Annotated in this window: 19 protein-coding genes; 13 read left to right on the top strand and 6 right to left on the bottom strand. The window is 44.8% G+C overall.

Going from position 1 to position 24,454, the window contains the following annotated elements:
- The first annotated feature begins 34 nt into the window (after positions 1-34).
- Together K7399_RS09765 and K7399_RS09760 are read left to right on the top strand one after the other, a co-directional pair.
- Positions 35-2,878 carry a DEAD/DEAH box helicase gene (locus K7399_RS09765; RefSeq protein WP_028975817.1) on the top strand — a complete coding sequence of 948 codons (2,844 nt, stop codon included), beginning with the start codon at positions 35-37 and terminating at the stop codon, positions 2,876-2,878.
- A gap of 371 nt (positions 2,879-3,249) precedes the next feature.
- Positions 3,250-4,707: an IS1182 family transposase gene (locus K7399_RS09760; RefSeq protein WP_028977206.1), complete on the top strand. Its 1,458-nt coding sequence runs from the start codon at positions 3,250-3,252 to the stop codon at positions 4,705-4,707.
- Positions 4,708-4,948: 241 nt separating this feature from the next.
- Here the strand turns inward: K7399_RS09760 and K7399_RS09755 are convergent, their stop codons facing one another.
- The gene (locus K7399_RS09755) at positions 4,949-5,371 is read right to left on the bottom strand and encodes a (deoxy)nucleoside triphosphate pyrophosphohydrolase (protein WP_028977192.1); all 423 of its coding nucleotides are present in this window, start codon (positions 5,369-5,371) and stop codon (positions 4,949-4,951) included.
- 265 nt (positions 5,372-5,636) lie between these two features.
- Between K7399_RS09755 and K7399_RS09750 the strand changes: the two genes are divergently transcribed.
- The gene (locus K7399_RS09750; protein WP_028977191.1) at positions 5,637-7,070 is read left to right on the top strand and encodes a purple acid phosphatase family protein; all 1,434 of its coding nucleotides are present in this window, start codon (positions 5,637-5,639) and stop codon (positions 7,068-7,070) included.
- A 190-nt stretch (positions 7,071-7,260) separates the two neighbouring features.
- Here the strand turns inward: K7399_RS09750 and K7399_RS09745 are convergent, their stop codons facing one another.
- Positions 7,261-8,199, bottom strand: coding sequence for a VanW family protein (locus K7399_RS09745; protein ID WP_028977190.1), 939 nt, complete (start codon positions 8,197-8,199; stop codon positions 7,261-7,263).
- A 307-nt stretch (positions 8,200-8,506) separates the two neighbouring features.
- Here K7399_RS09745 and K7399_RS09740 point away from each other — a divergent pair, with 307 nt between their 5' ends.
- On the top strand, positions 8,507-9,691 hold the full coding sequence (locus tag K7399_RS09740; RefSeq protein WP_028977189.1) for a GGDEF domain-containing protein: 1,185 nt from the start codon (positions 8,507-8,509) through the stop codon (positions 9,689-9,691).
- A 90-nt stretch (positions 9,692-9,781) separates the two neighbouring features.
- Positions 9,782-10,273, top strand: a complete 492-nt coding sequence (locus K7399_RS09735) for a hypothetical protein (RefSeq protein ID WP_051577949.1) — start codon at positions 9,782-9,784, stop codon at positions 10,271-10,273.
- Here K7399_RS09735 and K7399_RS09730 read toward each other — a convergent pair.
- The gene (locus K7399_RS09730) at positions 10,270-10,878 is read right to left on the bottom strand and encodes a DedA family protein (RefSeq protein ID WP_028977188.1); all 609 of its coding nucleotides are present in this window, start codon (positions 10,876-10,878) and stop codon (positions 10,270-10,272) included. The genes K7399_RS09735 and K7399_RS09730 overlap by 4 nt on opposite strands.
- A 190-nt stretch (positions 10,879-11,068) precedes the next feature.
- Between K7399_RS09730 and K7399_RS09725 the strand changes: the two genes are divergently transcribed.
- Together K7399_RS09725 and aguB are read left to right on the top strand one after the other, a co-directional pair.
- A complete protein-coding gene (locus K7399_RS09725) occupies positions 11,069-12,124 on the top strand; it encodes an agmatine deiminase family protein (protein ID WP_028977187.1) in 1,056 nt (351 codons plus the stop codon).
- Positions 12,121-12,999 (top strand): N-carbamoylputrescine amidase, encoded by an 879-nt coding sequence (gene aguB / locus K7399_RS09720; RefSeq protein ID WP_028977186.1) that lies wholly within the window; start codon positions 12,121-12,123, stop codon positions 12,997-12,999. The genes K7399_RS09725 and aguB overlap by 4 nt, the downstream gene beginning before the upstream one ends.
- A 30-nt stretch (positions 13,000-13,029) precedes the next feature.
- On the opposite strand, the gene K7399_RS09715 is transcribed toward aguB, so the two are convergent.
- Positions 13,030-13,632, bottom strand: a complete 603-nt coding sequence (locus K7399_RS09715) for a response regulator (protein WP_028977185.1) — start codon at positions 13,630-13,632, stop codon at positions 13,030-13,032.
- A gap of 589 nt (positions 13,633-14,221) precedes the next feature.
- On the opposite strand from K7399_RS09715, the gene K7399_RS09710 reads away from it, so the two are divergent.
- From K7399_RS09710 to murB, 6 genes are all read left to right on the top strand, one after another.
- Positions 14,222-15,532 carry an IS1380 family transposase gene (locus K7399_RS09710; RefSeq protein ID WP_223362289.1) on the top strand — a complete coding sequence of 437 codons (1,311 nt, stop codon included), beginning with the start codon at positions 14,222-14,224 and terminating at the stop codon, positions 15,530-15,532.
- Positions 15,533-16,149: 617 nt separating this feature from the next.
- Positions 16,150-16,350, top strand: a complete 201-nt coding sequence (locus K7399_RS09705; RefSeq protein WP_037563369.1) for a hypothetical protein — start codon at positions 16,150-16,152, stop codon at positions 16,348-16,350.
- Between the two features lie 411 nt (positions 16,351-16,761).
- A complete protein-coding gene (locus K7399_RS09700; protein WP_028976987.1) occupies positions 16,762-17,136 on the top strand; it encodes a response regulator transcription factor in 375 nt (124 codons plus the stop codon).
- Positions 17,129-17,758, top strand: coding sequence for a chemotaxis protein CheC (locus K7399_RS09695; protein WP_028976988.1), 630 nt, complete (start codon positions 17,129-17,131; stop codon positions 17,756-17,758). The genes K7399_RS09700 and K7399_RS09695 overlap by 8 nt, the downstream gene beginning before the upstream one ends.
- A gap of 4 nt (positions 17,759-17,762) precedes the next feature.
- A complete protein-coding gene (locus K7399_RS09690) occupies positions 17,763-18,677 on the top strand; it encodes a sensor domain-containing diguanylate cyclase (RefSeq protein WP_028976989.1) in 915 nt (304 codons plus the stop codon).
- A 320-nt stretch (positions 18,678-18,997) separates the two neighbouring features.
- Positions 18,998-19,921, top strand: coding sequence for a UDP-N-acetylmuramate dehydrogenase (gene murB, locus K7399_RS09685; protein WP_028976990.1), 924 nt, complete (start codon positions 18,998-19,000; stop codon positions 19,919-19,921).
- Positions 19,922-20,047: 126 nt separating this feature from the next.
- Here the strand turns inward: murB and K7399_RS09680 are convergent, their stop codons facing one another.
- Together K7399_RS09680 and K7399_RS09675 are read right to left on the bottom strand one after the other, a co-directional pair.
- The gene (locus K7399_RS09680; protein WP_028976991.1) at positions 20,048-20,557 is read right to left on the bottom strand and encodes a GNAT family N-acetyltransferase; all 510 of its coding nucleotides are present in this window, start codon (positions 20,555-20,557) and stop codon (positions 20,048-20,050) included.
- Between the two features lie 41 nt (positions 20,558-20,598).
- Entirely contained in the window at positions 20,599-24,249 is a 3,651-nt protein-coding gene (locus K7399_RS09675; RefSeq protein WP_037563372.1) for a GH92 family glycosyl hydrolase, read from the bottom strand.
- Positions 24,250-24,454: the final 205 nt, after the last annotated feature.

The following is a 24,454-nucleotide window of genomic DNA, read 5'->3' as shown; positions in this document are numbered from 1 at the left end:
ACCGCAATCATGATAATGAAGGATTGATCGAGTTATGAACAACAAACTCATCACCAATTCGAATGGACAAACGTTCTTATATGAATTGCAGCAGGCGTTTTCGACATGTGAAGCGTTCTACTTTAGTGTCGCATTCATTAATTACAGCGGGCTGCAGCTGCTACTTGACCATTTAAAGGAGCTGCGTGAGCGCGGGGTCAGAGGGAAGATCATGACCTCGACGTACTTAAATTTCACCGAGCCGAAGGCGCTGAAACGGATTAAGAAGTTTGATAATATTGAGCTTCGTGTTTTTGAAGCGGATCGGGCAAAAGGGTTCCATAACAAGGTGTATCTTTTTCAAAATCAAGATACTTATACGATTATGATTGGTTCCTCAAACATGACGCAAAGTGCGCTGAAGAGTAATGTTGAATGGAACGTGGCAACGGTGGCGAAACGTGAGGCGCCGTTTCTGAAAAAGGTGATTCATGAATACAACGCATTGTGGGCGCAGTGTACGGTTGCAGACGACTTGTTTCTGCAGAAGTATGAGCGATTTATTGAATCGCTGAAGGCTCAGGTTGCAGCTGCGAGGGAACCAACGTTTTCAAGTTATGGAAATTCTGCGATGCAGAAAATTGTTCCAAATGTGATGCAGCATCAAGCGATCGATAATCTCGAACGGCTGAGGGATCATGGCGAAACGCGTGCGCTTGTGATTTCAGCAACAGGTACAGGGAAGACCTACATGGCGGCGTTTGATGTACAAAACGTTAGGCCAAAAACGATGTTGTTTATTGTCCATCGAGAAGAAATTTTGCGTAAAGCCAAAGAGACGTTTGAACGCTTACTTGGTCGCGGGAACAAGATGGGAATGTTCACCGGTACGATAAAAGATCATAAGGGAAAGCCGTATCTTTTCACAACGATTCAAACCATCAAAGATCATTACCAAGAGTTCGCCGCTGATTATTTTGAGTACATCATCATTGATGAAGCGCATCATGGAACCAGTCCTACATATACGCGTGTTTTGGATTATTTTGAACCAAAATTTTTACTGGGTATGACGGCGACACCTGAGCGCTGCGATCGCGGTGATATTTTCGGCTTGTTCGACCACAATATTGCAATTGAGGTTCGTCTGAATGAGGCTTTAGAAGAAGATCTTGTGCTGCCGTTTCATTATTTTGGGATTTCGGATGTTGACGGTGTCGATCTGTCCGATGTCTCAATCGATGACGTTGCCGAAGTTGCAAAACGGCTTAAGGTAAATGAGCGCGTAGATTTTATTATCGCAAAAATGAACTTTTACGGCTATGACGGGGATTCATGCAAGTGTCTTGGTTATTGCGTGACCAAGGATCATGCGCAATACATGGCGGAGCAATTCAATCAACGTGGCGTAGTCAGCACCTATTTGACCGGGGATGATCCGCAGTGGAAGCGGCAAGAAATGATTCACAAGCTTGAGAATGATCATGATCCGCTACAAGTGATCTTCACTGTTGACATCTTTAATGAAGGGGTCGATATTCCGTCGGTAAATCTTGTGCTGATGCTGCGGCCAACGAATTCGCCGATTATCTTCATGCAACAGCTTGGCCGCGGTCTGAGAAAATATCAAGGACAATCCTTTTTAACTGTGCTTGACTTTATTGGCAATCACAGTAAAACCTTTTTGATTGCGATTGCGCTCAGTGGCAAGCGCTTTTACGATAAGGACAGCCTTAAGGTCGCTGTCGATCGCGGTTTTCCCAATCTTCCCGGTGCAACGCATATTCAAATGGACCGAATCTCACAAAAACGAATTATTGAACAGTTAAATCAAGAGAATTTCCGAGCGATGAAGTATTTAAAAGAAGAGTACCTGGAATTTAAAAAACAATTTGTACGCAGTGCAGAAGACCGGACGATTCCGTATTATTTAATGGATTACGCACGATTTGAAAATGCGCCAGATCCGATAAGATTTATCGATAATAAGAAAACTTATCTTGCATTTCTCGCCACCGTTGAGAAAATGGATAAGCTAAAGCAGCTCGCAAATGAAGAGCCATTCAGCACCGTCCTACGTCAATTGTCAATGACGCTGCCGATTAAGCGTCCCTATGAGTTTGTCGTCCTTCGCTATCTGATGAACCATCACGCGATATCATGGGCGGAAGCGCAAAATGAAGTGCTGAAAGTTATTGAGTCGTTTGACGAGACGTCGCTCGTACATGCCTTTGAACATTTGAATCAAACCTATGATGATCAGGGCCAAAAGTCACGAGAGATTAAGTTAGGAAGCTATGACCGGAGGACAAAGGCTTTTATCAGATCAGAACCCTTAGATAAAATTTTTGAAGATCAGCAGCAAAGTGCGTATATGCTTGATGTACTCAATTTCGGGCTTTATCGCTATGAGAAAATGTTTGGTCATCGGAATTATGGATCACCTTTTTTCAAACGTTATGCGCAATATACAATGATCGAAACAGCATTGTTATCGAATTACCAAAAGACGTTGAGTTCTTTTCGCGGTTCCGGACTGTTAACAAACGGTAACAACTACTTCTTATTTATTGATCTACATAAAGAAAAGGGTATTAAGGACAGCATTAATTATCAGGATCATTTTATTAGTTCTACCCTTTTTCAATGGGAATCACCGAATACAAAGCGTCAAGATTCGGTGCAAGGTCATCATATCATTCATAATAAAGAAGATGGTATCACACTCCACCTTTTTATTCGAAAATTTCGGACGATTGATCAAAAGTCCGAACCATTCATCTACATCGGGACCGGTGATGTAATCAGCTATAAGGGCAATAAGCCAATCACAACAGAAATTGCGCTGCATCACGAAGTACCGATGGCGCTATACCGGGAATTCACCACCAAAGTATAATAGAATCATAAAAAAGCCTCTTCTCGTTTCTTGGTGACGAGAAGAGGCTTTTCTTAGTAAGGGAAGAAAGTTTATGATCTTGCTTTGAAGTACAACGATAAGCGGCATAAAAATGGAGCTTCTACCAATTGCAAAAGGAACTTTCGCTAATTGTAAGAGGAACTTCTGCTAAGGGCATGCACATCCTGTGCACAACGCAGAAGTCACCGCATCCTGAGGAAGTACGAAAGCGCGGGACGCCTGCGGGAGTGCAGGGAGGCCACTGAAAAAGTCCAACCTATTCATTGGGCCGTTGAATGTTTGATTCATCAAACATTCAACGGCCCTTTTCCTTTATAATGGAGCTATCAACGTATATAGGTGGTAACTCAATGCTCTCAAATCAAGAAACACTCAACCTTAGCCCTTATGCAGCACTCTACGATCTTGTTGTCCCAAAAGATAATATGCTTCGTCAAATCAATGAACTCGTGGACTTTTCATTCATTTATGATGAATTGAAAACAAAATATTGTCTTGATAATGGGCGTAAAGCGATCTCTCCAATTCGAATGTTCAAATATTTATTATTAAAGACGATTCATGATTTATCAGATAACGATTTAGTCGAGCGTTCTAAATATGACCTGTCGTTTAAATATTTCCTCAACATGGCCCCTGAGGAGGACGTCATTGATTCAAGTTCGTTAACGCATTTTCGTAGGCAACGTCTTCAGGACGTTAAATTGTTAGATCTGCTTATTGGGAAAACCGTTGAGATTGCGCTTGAAAAAGGAATTATTAAAAGTAAAACGCTTATTGTTGATGCCACCCATACAAAAGCGCGTTATAACCAAAAATCACCGATCGAATTTCTACGAGAGAAATCTAAAAATGTTCGCAAAGCCGTCTATCAATTGGATGCATCCATGAAACCAAAATTTCCAGAAAAGAATACATCTAACGAAATCAACGAGGAATTAGATTACTGTCATCAACTCATTTCCACCCTTGAAACCGAACCGCAAATCACCGCGCTGCCTGCGGTTAAAGAAAAGTTAAATGTCCTCAAAGAGAGTGTCGAAGATTTTAAGGAACATATGAACCCTTCGAATGATCCCGATGCTCGGATCGGACATAAAACAAAAGATTCTTCTTTTTTTGGTTATAAAACACATCTGGCGATGAGCGATGAACGTATTATTACAGCGGCCGTCATTACGACAGGCGAAAAGAGCGATGGAAACTATCTGGAGCCTTTAATCGAAAAAAGTAAGGAGTCAGGGATGACCATTGATACGGTCATTGGCGATACGGCTTACTCAGAAAAAGATAATATTACCTATACAAAAACAAATCATATAGCTTTGGTTTCAAAATTACACCCCGTGGTATCACAAGGCACGCGCAAAAAAGCATTTGAGTTTAATAAAGATGCGGGTATGTTTGTCTGCCCGGCAGGGCATATGGCTTTTAAAAAGAAATACGATGGAAGACAAGGAACGAAAAAGGTCAATCCGCGTGTAAGATATATGTTCGATGTAACGAAATGCCAAGTATGTTCCATGCGTGAGGGGTGTTATCAGGAAGGATCAAAAACGAAGTCTTATTACGTTACGATTAAATCCACAGAACATAAAGAACAGAAAGCATTTCAAAATACGGAACAATTTAAATCACTGGCAAAAACGCGTTATAAAATAGAAGCGAAGAACAGTGAGTTAAAAAACAGACACGGGTATGATACAGCATCATCTGCGGGTCTGTTTGGAATGGAGATTCAGGGAGCGACCACGATCTTCGCAGTCAATCTCAAGCGGATTCTGAAGATCCTCAACGAAAAAAGATAAAAAAGAAGGGAAAAAGGACCACTTTTTGTCAAAACGCAGACGAAAAGTGGTCCTTTTTTGCGCCAACCAGAATTCTCAGATCAAAAAATCGACAGTTTTTCAGCGGCCTCAGTGCAGGCCAAAGGAGACCCCGCAGATAAATTGCGTGTCCGGGGAGGCTCCTGGACTGCCCGCGGCAAGCGAGCAGCTGAAGTGTCTTTCAAGTATATTGTTGGTGAATGAAAGCCGCGTTCAGAGTGGTTTAAGGATAAAGATAGCTTGGTTTTTCTTGTTGTTCTTTCACGAGTTGTTCCATGGTCGCTACATCGGCTGGTGCCCATTTAAGAGCGTTAAGATTTTCACGTTTCAGCCAGATCAGTTTTGAATGCTCATGGGCGGTTGGAACTCCTTCTTTTAGTGTGCAGCGTATCGCAGTTAGATTAATCGAGAATGTATCATAGTCATGATGACTAACAAGGAAAATACGATTTGCTTTTATGCTGCACTTGAGTTCTTCACGAATTTCCCGTTCAATCGCTTGCTCAGGTGTTTCTCCTTCCTGAATTTTCCCACCAGGAAATTCCCATTGATTTGGGATTGACATTCTAGGAGAGCGAAGCGCACACATAATCTCGTGCTGATCATTCTCTAAAATAGCTGCAACTACGGATAAAGTCTTGCGCATGAAATCACCTCAAATCAGATTCGTACATATACGATTATACATGTTTTCGCATTGTTGTAGGTTTCGGTGCACCGCTTGATTAGGCGAGCGATCAAACTGAAAAACCTGGGCATGTTTCCATCAACTCAGCTAGACTTTCCGCCTGGGTGGATCATCCTGCGATTTACATAAAGAAAATCTCTTATTTTCCTTCAATTAATACCCGTCCGTTAAACTTTTCTATGAGGTTGAAAATCGATTAAAAACAGAGGGAGTGGAGGATTTAATGGTGAGACAGAAAATGATTTCCATTGTTGTTGGGTTGACTTTGCTGCTGGCACTTCTTGTTGGTTCATCAGGTTTCTTAAGCAGTGCATCAGCTGAAAGCCCCAATCCGGCGGTGAAAAAAGTGGTTGTGACATTTATGGGGGACGCGCGAACGACCAAGGGGTTTACGTGGTATACATCGCTTGCTTCAACCCAGAGTGATCTGCAGCTGGTGAAGAAGAATGGCAAGAGCAAAAAGAAGCCGATTTTCAAAGAAGCACTGACGTTCAAAGGGACAAGCGCGATTTCATCGAATGACAGTGAGGAACGCATGCACAAAGCTGAAGCAAAAGGCCTGCGACCGAACACAGAGTATTATTACCGTGTCGGCGATGCGAAGCAGAACATCTGGAGCTCGGTTGGCGTAATCAAAACGGCGCCAAAGAAAAATGGTGCGTTCTCCTTTCTGGAACTGACTGACCCGCAAGCGAAGACCGAGGAAGAGGGCCAGCTGGCCGCAGACACGTTCAAGCAGGCTGCAGCAACCGTAAAACATTTTGACTTCATGACCGTTACCGGAGATTTTGTCGATAATGGTGTGGTTGAAGATCAATGGGATTGGCTGATCAATAACAGCCAAAACGTATGGGGGAACACAACGGTTGTTCCGGCCGCAGGAAACCATGAAGACAAGAACCATGCGTTTATCGATCATTTTAATTTGAAACCGGCAGCGTCAAACACCGATACAACGACCGGCGCGTACTATTCCTTTAACTACAGCAATACCCATTTTACGGTGCTGAATACCAATGAAGATTCAGAGCAGTACCGCGATTTCACCCCAGAACAAGTGAACTGGATGACTAACGATATTAAGAAAGCCAAGGCAAACGGCGCGAAGTGGAGCGTGGTCTTGATCCACAAGGGTCCGTATACAACGTCCAACCACGCAACTGATTCGGATATCATTGGCGAAAACGGAGTGCGCAATAAAATCGCGCCGCTGATTGGCAAGCTGGGCGTCGATCTGGTCATCCAGGGTCATGATCACATCTATGCACGTACGCTGCCAATCAATGGGGATAACCAGGCAACCCATCCAAAGCAGATTACGGAATGGATGAATGGTCAGCGGATGACCTATTCAGTAAATCCGGATGGAACGGTCTACTCCATCCCGGCGACTGCTGGCCCAAAAGTGTACAAGAAAAATACTTCCCCTGAACTTGGTGAGGCATTCTACAGCAAATTTGTCCGCGCTGAAGAAAATCACGCACTGAAATACGGGCTTGATCCAAGTGATCCTTCAAGACCGGTACGCGGTGCAATCCAAAACTTCTCAAAAGTAACGATTGATAAAAAGAAGATCTCCGTTGTGGTCTATGAAATTGACCGCATGAAAGGAACTGCTCCATATATCGTTGATCAATTCGGTATCGTTAAGAAATAACACGAATCTCATAAGAAAAACGATTAGAACAGGACGAGGCTCAGCTTCGTTCTATTTTTGTTGCCTAGGAAATGATACACGATCGACTTGTGGATCACTCACCGCGGAGGAAACATCAAACTTGAAAAGTTGAATCAAACATAGCAAAATTCGTATCAAACCTGAAATCAGGCATACCGTTTGTTTTTTGTTAAGGCGTATCTAGTGATTGTGTTTTGTCACCTTCCGTTTCTTTCTTAATCTCCTTCGGTACCCGTTTTGATGCTTCAGGTACGTTGCGTTTCGAAAGTTGAATCATGTCGGATGAGTAGAGGGCGAAGGCAATCGTTCCGCCGTATTTATGGGCGCGAATCAGGACGGGCTGATTCGATGTATTCTTAAAACGAAAATCCGGTCCATACCAGCTGACCGTGGCATCGCGGCCTTCAGGTACATAAGCGACCCGTTTGCTGTGTGAATACCGCTCCACAATCTTTAAGCCGGCACGATCTACAGCATTAAAGAGAGTTGATGATACTTGACAGATGCCGCCGCCAATTCCTTCGGCGTATTCGCCGCGGACGATGATTTTGGCACTCAGATAGCCTTTCGCCTTGGTGCGCATGCCGACGGTTTGATTAAATGAAAAGACCTCATTGGGAAAAACAACATGACTGTCAAGCGCTTTGGCCGCAAGTTCGATATTATGGGAACGGCTTTTATTTCCGGCATTAAAAAAGGTTTGATAAGAACTAATACGCTGCTCACGGATTTGTGACAGAAGTTCCTCGTCAACTTTTGGGTAAAGGGTGAGGAGCGGCAATTTTAGTTTCGATTGGTTGTGGCTAAACGTGTGGTGGTACAGCTGCTTTTTAAACTGGTGACGCTCTAATGTTTCTCCATTTTTTCCAGGTCGAATCGTACCGCTGTGGCCAATCCTTGCATTCACCGGCGCTTTATAGACCTTTCGAGCAATACGCTGCGTGAATGCGTCGAGCTTTCTTTGATCGATTAGCGGAAGAAATGGAACGGAAAGCTCAGCAGGATCCGCTTTCATCACAATTTTTCCATGATTGGTCATGATGAGTTTATCGGGAAAGTCTGGCTGTTGGCATAGAAGCAGAATCCCAGCCGCCATAAGTAATCGCATCAAGACGCACACCTCCCGACGTTAGTATGAGCGCTTTTTATCATTTTAGCCGTGCTGATTTTAAAGCAATGAAACGTGAACCGCTGAAGAATTGGACATAATCAAGACTTGCCGCGTGCGGTCAGGGTAAGGAGACAACAACGCTTTCTCCTCATTCATGGCGCCATTGCCTGTTACTGAGAAATGGCAGGCATTCACAGGTGAAAGAAGTTCTAAATAATTGGTGAAATCGCTCGAAAGTATATATAATAAGTCAGCAGTTTTTGCTAAAATGAATGAATTGCTTTTTGGAAGAAGATGAACGTTCATGAATCTTTTACTGAATTTAAAATTTTACCTTGGCTTTATTATTGCTGGAAATGCAGTGGTAGCCTTGATGATTGGCGCTTATCTGCTTAGGCATCGTTATGAGGAGACGCTGCGTACGTTTTTTCAAGGCAGGTGTCTGCAGACCGCGGCTTGGATCATTGTGTTCTTTAATGGAGGCGCATTGGATCGGGTTACTGCCGCTTTTGGCAACAGTCTGCTTTTTGCCGGCTGTGCAATGGAGGCCTGTGCGTTGTTGCAGTTGACCCGTACGTATACATTGCGGCTGCGTCATTACTATCAATGGATGACTGCGGCAAGCATCGTTTCTTTTCATCTGATTCTGTTTACGCGTAATGATTTGAATTTACGGGTGGCCTTTGCAGCGACATGTCTCGGAGTGTTGCTGCTTTTACCTGTTTTTCGTATGCTTTTGGGAGCCGGTAATTCGCTGCTCATGAGGCTGATCGGCTTTTTGTATCTTGTTATTATGGTTTCTCACTTTGTACGATCGGTTTCGATTATGCTGCTGCATCATACGATTGACCACAGCCTCTTCAGTGGTTCATTGGTGACAAGCCTTGCCTATTTGACACTTAATTTATCGCTCATTCTCGGCGGAACCGGGTTTGTTTTACTGCTTAAAGAAGTGACAGATGAGAAACTGTTGAATCTGGCCAACCATGATGATTTAACGGGCGCGCTTAATCGGCGTGCATTTTTTGAGCGTACCCAAAGCGCGATTTACCGCTATGCAAGAAAACAACAGCCTATTTCTCTGCTGCTGTTTGATGTGGACAGGTTTAAGTCGATTAACGATACATTCGGTCATGATGTCGGCGATCGGGTGCTGCGCAGTCTTTCACGACACATCCTTGGCAGGCTTAATGAGCACCATTTGTTCGCTCGTTTTGGTGGCGATGAATTCGCCATCTTAATGCCGGGATACGATGAACAGCAATCCGAACAAGAATCGGAGAGGATTCGCGTAGAAATTGCCGCGTCAACGATTCATCTGCCTGATCAATCGTTGATGTATACAATCAGCATTGGGCTTGTCACGCTGATTCCAGATGCGTATACCGATAGCGAACGACTTTATATTTCTTGTGATAACGCCCTTTATAGGGCGAAAAGGAATGGAAAGAACAGGGCTTGCCGCGGGCAATATCTGAAAGAACTGTGACGATTGGCTGTATTTGTCCGCCAATCTGAATGAAATGTGTACAAGCTCCGGATACTAGCGGTAAAAAGCAGGAAAAGGAGTTCTTTTGGTATGCACATTTTTTTTACACGAATGGACCTGCAGGCGAAGGGGATTTGGTTCCCATTATTGATCGCTCTGCTCTTGATTCTTTATGTTTTAGTCATGAAAAAACGGCAGCTCACATGGCGACAGATCTATATGACGTTTGGAGTCGTATGCGGTGCTGCGTGGATCTTGGACATTATTTCCGCAATCTACTTTGAGACCTTTGTTTACGGAAGCAATCATGGGATCGGTATTGCCGATCTCCTTGTGATCAGTACGGTTCCATCCTGTTTGGCGATCATCTATTTAAACTATTGGACAGTGGCAAGAAGATGGGTTCTGCCCATCCTATTCACGCTTATCTCTTTGCTTATTGAATGGCTTGCGATTACCGCCGGTTACTACCGTCATTTGCATTGGGGCATGCATTATTCATTAATCAACTTTTTTATTATTTATCGCTGGCTGCTTCCTTTGCACAAACGAGCCATCGGCGCTCATCATGCTCACATTTAGTTTCTGTGCCTTTTTTTGATCCAATAGAAAACTAAGACTGCTAAAGCTACACCAATCCCCACATAGGTGATGTGCGCGTACAGATCCATCCATTCTAAGACTTTGTCCCATGACTTTCCAAATGCGGCACCGAGTACGACTAAAAGGGTATTCCAGATCAACGTTCCTGCTGCGGTATAGATCAGGAAAAAGAGAAAATTCATCCGTGCCATGCCGGCGGGAATCGAAATCAGACTGCGAATGAGCGGGATCATTCGGCAAAAGAAGATTGCTCGATAGCCGTGTTTTTCGAAACGGCGGCTTGCTTTGCTCAGGTCGCCGGGCTTCAAGCGCAGAAGATGTCCCCAGCGAGCGACGCCCTGCTCCAGTCGCTCAATGCTGAATATGCGGCCAATCGCATAGAGCAGGGCAGCACCGGCTACTGAACCTGCTGTGGCAAAAAGAATGACAAGCGGTATCGTCAGCCGCGCTTTTGTGGTCATAAAGCCTCCGAAGGTAAGGATCAGTTCGGAAGGGATTGGCGGAAAAACATTCTCTAATAAAATCATTAAGAAAACACCGGTATAACCATGTGTCTCCATGAAGGTCACAATCCAGTCCTGCATCTGCGCTCCTCGCTTTCATCGAAATCGTTTGGTTGAACGGGGGATGGTTGCATTTCCATTGCTTTTTTCTTGCGTTTTCGGATGTAATGCATGACTGAAAAAGGTGAAAAACAGACGCTTTTTCTTTCGCTTTTCTATGATAACATACAGTTTAGGACAACTTAAATAGAGATATGAGGGAACTGACTTGATGAACCCAAACGAATTGACTTATCGAATGCCTGCCGAATGGCAGACCCATGCGTGTACCTTTCTTTCGTGGCCGGTGCGCGCCTCGATGTGCGCGCCGGAAAATTATGCACAGGTTTGCCGTGGGTACGCGGCCTTTGCTCAAGCGATTGCCGAATTTGAGCCTGTGGTCGTTCTGATTAATGAGAATGAGGAAGCGAAGGTATCTTCGTTTCTTCACCCTTCTGCCTATCCCATTAATCTGCGCGTCCTTCCGCATAATGACTCCTGGGTGCGCGACAACGGACCGACTTTTCTCATTAATGAACAAGAAGCACTTGCGGGTGTAAATTGGCGCTTCAATGCGTGGGGCGGTAAGTACACTCCTTGGGACCTTGATGATGCCTTGGCAGCGAAACTGCTTGATGAACTGGGGATTAAACGCTATGATGCGCCCTTGGTCATGGAGGGGGGCTCCTTTCATGTTGATGGCGAGGGCAGCCTGTTAACAACGGAACAATGCTTGCTAAATGCGAATCGGAACCCTGAGCTGGATCGCGCGCAAATTGAACAGAAACTGAACGAATATCTCAATATCAGCAAAGTCATCTGGCTTAAGCATGGTCTTTCCGGTGATGAGACGGATGGCCATGTAGATAATATCGCCTGTTTTGCTGCGCCCGGAAAGATCTTAATTCAAAGCTGCGGCGACTCGAACGATGAGAATTGGCAGATCACAGAAGAAAATATTGCCCGACTGCGACAGATGCTGGATGCCAAAGGGAGGAAGCTTGAGGTGATTCGCGTGCCGCAACCGCCGAAACGAATGAATGGCAGCGAGCGGTTGACACTCAGTTATTTGAATTTCTATTTTGTTAACGGAGGGATCATTCTGCCGATTTTCGGTGGCGATGCCGAGGAAACGGATCAGCAAGCGATCACCATTCTTTCTCAAACATTTCCTGATCGGCGCATTCGTCCGGTTGACGGTACAGCAATTATCGGTGAAGGCGGAAATGTCCATTGTGCCACGCAGCAAATGCCGGTTTATCGGAAGAGAGGAAGTGGAACAAGTTGAGAAAAGTGAAAGTAGCGGCAACGCAGATGAGCTGTTCCTGGTCTGCTGAAGAAAATATTCATAAAGCTGAAGCGATGATACGTCAGGCGGCGGCTAAGGGCGCGCAGATCATTTTGCTTCAGGAACTGTTTGAGACGCCTTATTTCTGTCAAAAAGAAAAAACGGAATACTACGCGTTGGCGAAATCACTGGAAGACAGTCAGGCAGTGGAGCACTTTGCAAAGATTGCGCGTGAGCTTGGGGTTGTTCTGCCGCTAAGTTTCTACGAACGAAAGAATAATGCCTTATACAATGCGCTGGCGATGATTGATGCCGATGGATCTGTGCTGGGTACCTATCGAAAAAGTCATATACCTGACGGACCTGGCTATGAAGAAAAGTTTTATTTTAATCCTGGCGACACCGGCTTTAAAGTTTGGTCAACAAAATTTGGAAAAATTGGTGCAGGAATCTGCTGGGATCAATGGTTTCCCGAGTCGGCACGCTGCATGGCGCTTATGGGGGCCGAACTGCTTTTCTATCCTACGGCAATTGGTTCGGAGCCGTATGATGCGTCGATTGATTCGAAGGAGCATTGGCAGACCTGTATGCTCGGACATGCTGCATCGAATTTAATGCCTGTGATCGCGTCAAATCGCGTCGGGACTGAAGCAGATGGCGATTCACAAATTACCTTCTATGGGTCTTCGTTTATTGCCGGACCCCAAGGGAACAAGCTTTGCGAAGCGGATCGGACAAGTGAAACCACTCTGGTCGCTGAATTTGATTTGGATAAGCTTCAAGAGATGCGTTTTGAATGGGGGATTTTTCGTGATCGCCGACCGGACTTGTACCAGATTCTGACTTCTTATGATGGCGACCGGCGTTTCAAATAAGACCAATTAAAATGTGAGGGACTGCCGCGATTACAGCTTCAGCAGTCCCTTTTTTATGGCACGGACAACGGCACCAACACGTGATTCCACGCCCAATTTTTTCAGAATTTCAGAAATGTGATACTCGACGGTACGCTGACTAATGGACAGCTGTTTGCTAATTTCATAATTTGTCAAATCGTTAGCAATATATTTTAAAATAGTGAGTTCTTTCGCCGTGAGCGGTTCATTAGGAATGACCGGCTTAACTAAAGGAAAGACTTTCTTTCCTTGCATGACCGCACGGATCACATGAACCAGTTCCCTAGTTGAATGATCTTTGGTAATATACGCGTTTGCGCCCGCCTGCTTTGCTGACGCTACATACTCATCGCAGGTGCACCCGGAGAGAATAATAATTTTCACTTCTGTATTTGTTTTCCTTATCGTCCTTGTTAATTCGATTCCGTTTGTTTGTTTAAGCAGAAGATCAATAATCAGCAGGTCCGGTGCTGTGCTGGTGACGAGTGCTGCAAGATTTTCAGGCTCATGCACGATTTTAAGCACATGCATATCTGATTCCTTTTCAAGTAATTCTTTCAGCCCCATCAGCACGAGCAGTTGATCATCAATTAATACGATGTTAAGCGTCATGTTTATCCATCCAATCCAACGAAAATCGGAATGAATCCTAGATCCGTTTGCTAGTGTTATTTTCTATTTGAAAGACCTCCAAGCAATTTAATGGAAGCAATGCGATCGGTTTCCGACCGACTTTGTTGCTGATCCAAGTGTTCTCAAAACGATGAAAAATGTAAGTGACAAAAAATAGAATAGGGACAGCCCGCAGATTCTTGCCTGTCTGAGGAGGCTCGTGGTGCGCCCGCGGCAAGCGAGTAACCGAAGCGACGATTCAGCACCGAAAAGACACGAACCCATCATACATGGCTGAAGATTAGGGACCGGGCGCTTTTTGCCCGGTTTTAGCGCCTGAACGCATGACATGGCAACGTTTTAACAGGCTGTTCTTTTAAAGGTGCAAGGTTTATCAACACGAACATAAAGAAGTTTTATCCTGAATTATTCATAGCCTAATTTGCTAACTGGCCAAAACGCTTTCCCCACAAGGAGATAACCCTTTTCGTTTTTTCACCGATTAGGTGAAAAAAGTTAATGAAAAAGGAACCATTCCTTTGTATGATAATAGGTGACTAAACCAAAAACATACAAGGAGGTTCCTCATATGCTCAGTGTAGAGGAAAAGTCGTGTCAATTCAACAGGAAGATCAAAATCAATTTTACCGGTGGCGAACTTTCTTCCGAAAGCGGTCATCTGATTTTTAAAGAATTTGATGAAAAACTCGGTTTCTCAAAAACGCTGACTCACCATCTGGTGCTGAACGATTCGCGCAAAAGTCCGGATTATTCCAATGAGCAACTTTTGCGCCAGAAGATCTATCAGCTGCTGGCTGGTTATTCTGAAGATGATGCAGCGGATTCATTGATTCACGATCCCGTGTTCACTCAGGTTGTTGAATCACCAACACTTGCGTCACAGCCGACACTCTCCCGTTTTTATGATCGCTTTGATCCTAATGCTCTGGATCAGCTTGGCATGGCCAACCAAAAATTACTCGACAAAGTTCACCGCTATCGCAAGAATCCAGCACTGATCCTTGACTTGGATTCCACCCATGTTGATACGTATGGAAAGCAAGAATCCTCGGACTATAACGCGCATTACGGTACGATCGGCTTCCATCCCTTGGGGGCGTTTGATGGGGCAACGGGTGATTTTTTGAAAGCGAAACTGCGTCCTGGAAATCGCTATACATCGCATGGCGTTGTGGACTTTGTCCGGCCGATTCTCGAACACTACAACGAGCACTTTCCAGAAACCACGCCGCTCGTTCGCGCTGACAGCGGTTTTGCCACACCGGACCTCTACGAGGCGTGCGAAACAGAATCCGTCTACTACGTGATTCGGCTGAAGACCAACGCCGTGCTTCAACGGATGGCCGAAGAACTTCACCCGAATGATTCACCAACCGGTAAAACTCAGTGTTACTATGAAGAATTTGATTATCAGGCGAAGTCCTGGGGTAAGCCAAGACGGGTTGCCGTTCAATCCATTCGCCCGGCCAATGAACTTTTCTTTACGCATACCTTTATCGTGACCAATCTGGTTGAATGCTTCTCCCCGAAACAGGTCTTTCAGACTTATCAGAAACGAGGGACGATGGAAAACTACATCAAGGAAGCCAAATCCGGATTCAGTCTGGATCAACTGTCTAGTCACAAATTCGAAATTAACGAAGTCCGATTGATGCTCAGTCTGCTCGCCTACAATTTAACGAACTGGATGCGGACGATGGCATTCCCAAAAAGACAGAAGGCCATGCGAATCGAAACCATCCGAACGCGGATCGTCAAAGTGGCCAGTAAGCTCGTCCGGTCAGGACGATCCCTTTATTTCAAGCTGTCTTCCAGTTTTGTCTATCAGGCATTCTTCTGGAACGTGCTCAACCGGATTCAACAACTTCACATCGAGTAACAAAAAAACACTCAGCTCAAAATTCAAAACGGGTTCATCAGATCAACGGGGGAAGTCTGTCTCAAAATGGCCTTCTTTTACGTGAATGTTCAGAAATTGATCTTCAAGGTCATTTTTCCATTCAAAAAATCAAGTGAAATCAGGTTGGCTGCATCCTGGTGAGCAAAATCCCGAAAAAACGGCAAGCGGTGAATAATTCAGGTTTATTTTTACTTACTCGGTAAAAATTGTAAGACTTTCTTTTAATTAGTATATCATTTTAATGAATTTGCATTGTCATAGGAACGAAATTTTTTTGCGATTTAGATCATGGAGAAATCATTTGAAGTGTATCTGAATAAGAGGCAATCAGACATGATTTGATGCGTTATTTAATAGTATATCAGATCAATTTTGCACCAATAAATAGAGTTCTCAAAAAATAATGAACAAAAATTTAAAAATTGCGGGAAATACGGATTAAATTTGATCGAAAAGTGGGTATAGTGTAATTGGGGAGTTGCTTACAATTAAATTCCATAAACAGATAGATATTGAATAATGAGTATCATGCCGAACATTAAAGAATCGACGGTTGGCGGTCGCTATATAGAAAAAAATGAGCGGGGGAACGATAAATGAGTTCATACGATCATTACTCAGCAACCTATCTTATCGAGTTATACTTTTCAATAAAAAGGAATATTGAAAGCGGTTTTTTATCTAAAGCAATGTATCATGAGATGGATCTCATTGCTCAATCGGTAAAACGTCAAGGTGTCATTCTTTTAATTAAGTATCATGCAACGGATCAAAATCAAGTGTATAGTCACAAATGAAATTTTTTTCAAAGCGGATGTTTCTTCACCATCCCTGTTTCAAGGGGCGGCAGGCGCGTATGCACCACACATCAGGGTTTTAGAAACCGGGCAATCTTTGCTCGGTTTTGTCTTTCATAAAAGCGTTCCTAATAAGAAGTGCCGCATCGTTAATGATATAGTACCATAGACATAGACAAAAAGAACGCATCGCGAGAAAAATCAGAGTGGCTGGAGGCTAATCTTGTGTTTTTGTCCTGTTTTTTGATATAATTTTAAGTAAAAACGGTCTAATTGTTATAAAAAGGGAATAAAGACCTAGTTTCTGTGCGGACGAGCATCCTTGAGCGCATGCGAAACCATGCAATGATTGTGTGTTAGCACGCTAATTTGCTAGAATAGCAGGACTGGTTAAGAAGGGGTGGCCGGTTTATGACCAAATTATTGATCGTTGACGATTCAAAGTTTTCCCAAAAAATAACGCGTTCCTTTCTGGATCGTTATTTGGACGATGTGACTTTTGATTTTGCAGATGATGGACAAGCTGGTCTTGAGAAATTTGACGCTTGGCATCCTGATTACATTATTGTTGATCTGTTAATGCCGAAACTGCGCGGCCAAGATATGATTAAACAGGTTAAGTTGTCCGATCCTGATGCCCGGGTCATTGTGCTGTCTGCCGATGTACAGCATCATGTCCGCGAAGAAGTAGAAAGTTTGGGTGTACTCACTTTCGTCAATAAGCCGCTTGACGACAAGAAGGCGAGAGAACTTGGCACCCTGATTGGGAAGAGCAGCCGTGGCTGATAAGCTGAATAGCTCAGACATCATGACCGAGTTGTTCAACATTGGTGTCGGTCAAGCGGCAAATACACTCTCCGATATTATCGGAAAACGGATTGATCTTTCCATACCGAATGTAAGCATTTTAAATCCGGAAAAAGGCAAACATGTACTTGATCAATACTTGGCGCAGGTTGCGGAAGGCACGGTTATGGTTTCTTCTATTTCTTTCGATCAACAACTGGAAGGACGCGTTAGTCTTCTTTTTCCAGCTGACAAAATGCATCAGTTTATTGCCCTTTGCCTTCATGAAACATGGGATGAGGAAGCAGTTACTAAAGAATTTACGGATATCGACTATGATACGATTAGGGAAATTGGCAATATTGTTATCAATTCAATGATTGGCGAGCTGAGCAACGCGGTAAGTATTCCTGTGAAGTATACGCTGCCTGAAATTGATGTATTGGACCATGCATGTGCGGATCATTTTGTCGTTTTCGGTGACAGCCAACTGGTGTTGATCATGTACCTTGATTTTGATATTGAGGGCACGGAAATCGCCGGTGCCATCGTGATTAACATGGCGCTGAATTCGCTCGAAGAAATCCTGGATCAAATCAATAAATTGTATAACGGGGTATAATCAAATGAATGATGCACATCTGCCGGGTATTCTTAATTGCATAAATGAAGGGATCGTCCTGATTAAAAGGGATCTTGAGATCACCTATTGGAATCCTTTTATGGAGAATCTCCATGGGGAGAAAAGCAGTAAGGTACTCGGACGGAAGTTGGAGGACGTCTTGCCTTCATTGAAGCAGCCCTTCTTTAGTCGAGCGATGGAACAGCTGGTGGCAAGTGGTAATCCGGTGTTTTTTTCAGCAGCAATGCATCGTGATCTGATCAACGGGCAGCATCAGGTCAATCTGAAGATGAACCGCATTCAGGTTGGTGACGAGCTGATTCTGATGCTGGAATTTATCGATGTGACTGGTCAGTTTAAGCGCATCAATCAACTGCGCTGTTACGTCAGTCAACTGTCTCATCTGAATACTGAACTGAAGCAGAAGGAGAAGGTTATTGAAAAACTGGCCTATTATGATCGGCTGACGGGCGTCGCAAATCGAGCCTTGTTTGAAAAATTTGCTGATAAGTATTTAAGTTTGGCAAAACGAAGGAACACGATGCTCGGGCTCATGTTTGTTGATGTGAATGAATTTAAAATGATTAATGACACATATGGGCATAATACCGGCGACAAAGTAATGACCCGGGTGGCGAGTCTGTTGACAGAGTCAACACGGAAGCACGATATTGTCTGCCGCTATGGGGGCGACGAATTTCTTGTGCTGCTCCCGGATATTCGTACAATGAATGACTATTATCAGATCGCTTCGCGTATTGAGGCGAATAAAAGGCGAAGGATTATCCAGGACGGCTATTCGATCGCAGTATCACTCAGCATTGGTATCAGTTTTTATCCGGACGATGGTCTGACAATCAGCGAATTGGTTAGCCGGGCCGATGAGTACATGTACGCAGACAAACAAAACTCCAGGTGAGCGCTATTTCAAAGCCGAACGGAATCATAATGATTCTAGTTCGGCTTTTCTTGCAGGTAAAGAAAGTTTATGATTTTGCTTGTGGGACGACGATTCGTGTCCTTTCATCAATAAGTCCGTTACAGGCGCGAAAGCGCGAGACGCCTGCGGCAAGCGAGCAGCTGAAGTGTCATACACGCACAAAATTGATGGCAAAGGACTAGGCGAAGCCCGACTTTTCTCATAAAAAGAACGAGCATGGTTGACATACCTTGCAGGCAATGGCATAAATAATAAAGCAGGAGTCGGCAAAATGGCTATAAGAAGGAATGAGTCGTACCATGGATAAAAAAACAGTTGAACAAGATCTGTTGGACATTGTCTCGAGAAAAGAACAAGTAAAAATAGATGAAGATTTAAGTACATATACATTTACTCATACAGGTGGAAAGGCGGATCTGTTTGTGACGCCATCTACCTATGAAGAAGTTGGACAGCTGCTTGCTTATGCGCATAAAAAAAAGATACCAGTCACGTATCTAGGGAGAGGGTCTAATCTCATTGTACGTGACGGTGGCATTCGCGGTCTGGTGATTCATTGTGGACGTATGAATCGAATCACGGGCGCCGGTGAGTCAATCACTGCTCAAAGTGGTGCTTCAATTATTGATGTCTCTCGTTTTGCCTTTGCACATGAACTGACCGGGCTGGAATTTGCTTGCGGTATTCCGGGATCGGTTGGCGGCGCATTGTACATGAATGCTGGCGCATACGGCGGCGAGACGGCAGATGTGCTCCGCCAAGCAGTTGTTGTTGATGCAAAGGGTAAGATTCTAACCCTGTGCGGGGACGAACTTGACATGGGTTATCGCCACAGTGCCATTTCAAAAAAGAACTATATTGCATTAGAGGGAACCTTTCATCTGAAGAAGGGGAATCCCCAAAAAATTAAAGCAGAGATGGATCGGCTCACCGCGTTGCGCGAGTTAAAGCAACCGCTTGAGTATCCGTCATGCGGCAGTGTTTTTAAGCGTCCGCCCGGTTACTTTGCTGGAAAGCTTATTCAAGACAGCGGTTTGCAAGGAACACGGATTGGCGGCGTCGAGGTCTCAAAGAAGCATGCCGGATTCATGGTTAATGTCGATCATGGAACGGCTTCCGATTATATCCGCTTAATTAAGCATGTCCAACAAACGGTGAAGAAGAAGTTTGGTGTTAATTTAGAAACTGAGGTCAAAATTATCGGTGAAGAATCACAAGAATGAGTGAAACCGGCAAACTGCCAAGAAAGCAGTTTGCCGGTTTCTTTTGATGCGGAACGGTCTGTTTCAGGTGTTTTTTAACAAAAAAGCGAAAGGATGTTCTTGGGTTTTGTTTCAGCGCACCTTCGCTTAGGGATTGACCCGCTTGCCCATGATGATGAGGTCACATGCATTGCCGTCGAGTTCAGCCACTTTCGGCAGTGTGCCCCAGGCTTCAAAGCCGAAGCGCTTAAACAGATGCAAACTTGGTTTATTCTGTCCAAAAATAAACGCTAAAATCGTTTTGAGCTCCAGATCGTTTGCTTGGTCGAGGGCATATTGCAGCAAAGACGAACCGATGCCTCTGCCGCGAAATGCTTGATCAAGATAGATGCTGATTTCTGCCGTTCCTCGATAGGCAGGGCGTCCGTAAAAGTTGCTGAGACTGAGCCAGCCGCACAGGGTTCCGTTATCTTCAGCTGCCCATAGCGGGCGATTGGCAATGGTTTGATGTTCTGTAAACCATGGACGCCGTTCTTCAATAGTAACCGGCTCGGTATCTGCGGTCACCATTCGGCTTGAAATTGTTGAGTTGTAGATAGCGACAATCGCTGGCAAGTCCGCAGCAACTGCTTGTCGTACCGTAATCGAATTCTTCATCAGGGGACACATCCTTTTTGTTTAGTGATCGGATTGATCAATCAGTCCGAGAGTAAATTGACGATTGCGTGGGCATCTGCCAAGAGCAGCCCGCTGCTTTTTTCTGAAGCATTTGTTTGGTAAAGTAACGCATTCATTTGTTGAACCGCAGCTTGCATTGATGAAATTGAAGCAGACAGATTGCCGTCTTTATAAGCAGATTGTGCTTGGTCGAGTATACGGATTAAGTGATCCCGTTCTGCTTCTGTCACATTCTTCAATTCATATTGATGCTCCAGTTCACGCTTAAGGGACGTAAATCCCTTCGTTATTCCTGAATAGCCAAGCAGCTGAAATTCGCTGAGCGCGAGCGGATGAGTGCTGCTCTTCTGATCGACTGTAACCTTGTAGTAGGCATAAGCCTTTGGATTCTTGATTGTATAAGAACGAGTCATGGAACGCCATGCAAAAGTTTGATTGGTTCGGCGGTCAATTTGTCCCCAATGAATCCCGTCATCCGACGCCCAAAGTGTCCAACTTTTCGGATCGCTGCTATTTCTCGCACCTGAAGAGGTCAACGTGTACTGCTTGATCCGTGGACTCTCCGTTTTGAAGTGGAAACTTGCAGACGGTCGTTCTCGATCAAAAGTGGCGTTTGTCTCGGCGTTGTTATCGGTCAACGCTTCCAAATTGTCGGTTCCCTCCGATGCACGAACGACTGCCTTCTGAGAAAGGTCGTCAAGCGGCTGCGGATAAAAGGAGGAACCGTTTGTTGATTGCGGCGTCAGCGCATGCGGCAACACATGCGCTGCTGTGCCCCAACTGGACGGCTGGGCGCCCATTTCAAAGGACAAGGTACCGCCTGCCTGCAAATCGGCAGCTGAAAGTGAGCTGGCAGCAATCGGACGTCCATTTAGAGTAGCAGATTGTATGTATTGATTTTTATTGCTGACCTTTGGCGCGTTTATGATCAAATCGTTTCCGTTATCTAAATGCAGAATCATCTGTTTAAAGTACGGAGCACCGATCACATAGTTTGCGCTCCCTTTTTGGAGCGGGTAGAAACCGGCAGCGCCAAAAAGGTAATAGCCTGAGAGCATGGCGCCACTGTCTGTTCCCAGATAACCTCCGCCAATTGCCGAGCCTGTGTAGAAATGACGAAGCATAAAGCGGGTGATCCGCTGCGTCTCCCAAGGCGTTCCGGCAAACAGGTACATGTACGCTGTGGAAGGCGAGAAGGGATGATCCAGAGTAAACATACCAAGCTGGCCGCTTTTTGACAGACGGTCAGCAGCAGAAGATTTAATGGCCGGATCTGAAGGCGCGGTTGTGAAAAATTGATCCAGTGTTTTGCTCAGAGCGATTTTTCCGCCAAATAAATTTGCCAGTCCTTGTCCATCTTGAGGCACTTGGAAGGTATGGAACCAGTTCTCAGATGTTTTTTTTGAATTTTTGGCTGCAGCATTTGCTTTTGTATCCTCATTTTCTGATTTTGGTGCAAAGTTCATCAGCGACTGATTGAAAAGATGCAGATAGTTTTGCGCACGGCTTAGGTAGTAGTCGCGATCATCAGCGTAAGACGATACGTTCGGATGCTTATTGGCAAGATAAGCGGCTAGGTTTCCAAGGACGGCATCGCTTTCTGCTTGCGTCAGTGTTTTGCCCACACTATCCTTCTGACTTGACGGACTATAACCGATAAAAGTCTGCGCGTGCCCTTCCTGTGCAGCTGAGGCTTGATAGAGCATTGCTTGATAGAGCAGTTCAGTATCGACCCCCTTTGCCCCTTTTAGCACTGCATCAGCAAAGGCGGGTCCAGCATCGGCACGAAGCGTTCCGCCATTCTTATAAACCTTTAAGAAACCATTGATGAAGGTTCCGGTAAGCTTGGGTTCAAGCAGTGTATAAGCTGGCCAAACGGTCTGAGCGCTATAAGCAAAATCACTGTTGACATAGACTTTGCCTTTTTTTATGGGTGCTCCAGTGTTTGTTGTGGTGTTTTCGGATTTTGCAGGAACACTAAGGTCTGCATAACGGTAGTTGGGCTTTTTTATAGAACCGACATTTTCTGATCCGTCATTAGGCGATAAGTACATACGGTATAGATTAGAGTACAAGCTCGTGAGCTGATCTTGATTCGCGCCATTGACCGTGACCTTGGCCAAGCGTTTGTTCCACAAGTGTTTGGCTTTATTTGCAACAGATTTCAGTGATGAGCGCTTGTCAATCTCCTGATTCAGATTTTTCTTTGCTTGATCTCGACTGATCAAAGAAGTGCCGATTTTCATTGTTACGGACTTATCTTTTGATGTATCGAATTTATAGAATGCAGTACTCTGATCCCGTTTCTCACCAGACAATTTTCCAGAATAGATGATCGGCCGATCAAGTTCTGCGTAAAAAAACATGCGGTTCATATTGCCGGTCGCAGAATCTTTAATATCGGAGTACCCCTCCAAAGACTGACTTTCCGGATGGAGGGTCAGGCTGCCATGCTTATCCAGATTATCAAAAATCAGATTTCCCTGCGTGCCCGGAAATGTATAGCGCATGATCGAAGCGTGACTCGTTGCGGCCATCTGTGCGCGCATTCCATCGGTAAACGTGACGCTGTATCGATAGGGATGCGCGCTTTCATCTGTGCGTTTAAATGCCTTGCCGCGCCCGATCCGACTTGCACTTGGCGTACCGACAAAACTGGACGGCATCACTTGAAAGGTCTGATGACTTCCGCTTTGATCATTCGCGGAGCGGCTCAATGAGAAGGATTGGATTTCAGGCAAGTTTTCAGGATCGTTGTTCTGGTTATAAGGATAGAGCTGTTCCTTCGCACTGCTGTTAATGGCAGGAGACCAGTAGACAAATCCGTTTGGAACGCCGACCGCCGGTGCCGTGTTTCCACGGGGAAATGCGCGACTCGACGCGGTACCGCGAAGAATATTGACTTGATCTACCGGGCTCTTGGCAGCACCCGATGTTTGTTGTGGACCAATTCTTAGGTCATCAATCGCGCCCTGAAAGGTGATGCCCGCTTTTGGGGCTTGGTAAGCGATCAGAATGCGGACAATGGTTTTCCCTTTTGCTGCCTTGCCGAGATCGATGGTTTTCTGATTCCATTGATTCATGAGCAGTGTCCCGGACTTGCCTTGATCGGCTGGAGTCATACGGATCCCATCCTGATCTTTGATATCTAATTGATGCAAGTATGTGCCGTCTGAGAACGCAAGGTCAATCGAGACATAAGCTGCTGCCTGTGCGTTGACGTCCTTTTTCGTCGGCTGCGGGGCAACCATGTATGAGAGCTGAGTATGCTTTGCTACAGGCAGATTTACTTTGAAAAGTTTGTTGCATGCATCGCTCGTTTTCTTGTCCGGGTCTGATTGTCCTGAATAGGTAAGTACGCGATTGCCTGACCAGCCAGCTTTGCTTGCGGCGTTGTACAAGCTGCTTGGGCCGCGCGTTACAGAAGTAGTCATGGTCCGACCATGACCGTCTAAGGGTTTGATTCCGTTTGTCATTGGCCGATCTTGATCCTCAGAATGTTCGCTGCTGCTTGTCCAGCTTGGCTGGGAATCCTTTTTTTCAAAGGAAGTCGAAAAGAGGTCTTGGTTTGTCTCCGCCTTGACTATCTCAACCGGAACGGGAACCAAGGAGATGGTTAGTACGAGACAAATGCAGCTCAGCATTATTTTATTTCTTAAGTGTAAACCCATGATGGTGCCCCTCTTCATTTTCTAGATCATTTCGGATCAGCGTGAAACGATTGTCCTCATCATTATAACGGAACAAGACAAGGCAATAAAGAACTGCAAAACAGATGGTTAATTCTCCGCGCAAAAAAAATTTGCGATAGAATGCCAAGAGGCACTTTATCGCAAAACGAGTAAATGATGGTTTCCTAAATCAAGATCGAACATC

The organism is Sporolactobacillus terrae, assembly GCF_019930545.1.
GTDB classification, from domain to species: domain Bacteria; phylum Bacillota; class Bacilli; order Bacillales; family Sporolactobacillaceae; genus Sporolactobacillus; species Sporolactobacillus terrae.
This window is presented reverse-complemented; position numbering and strand designations above follow the sequence as displayed.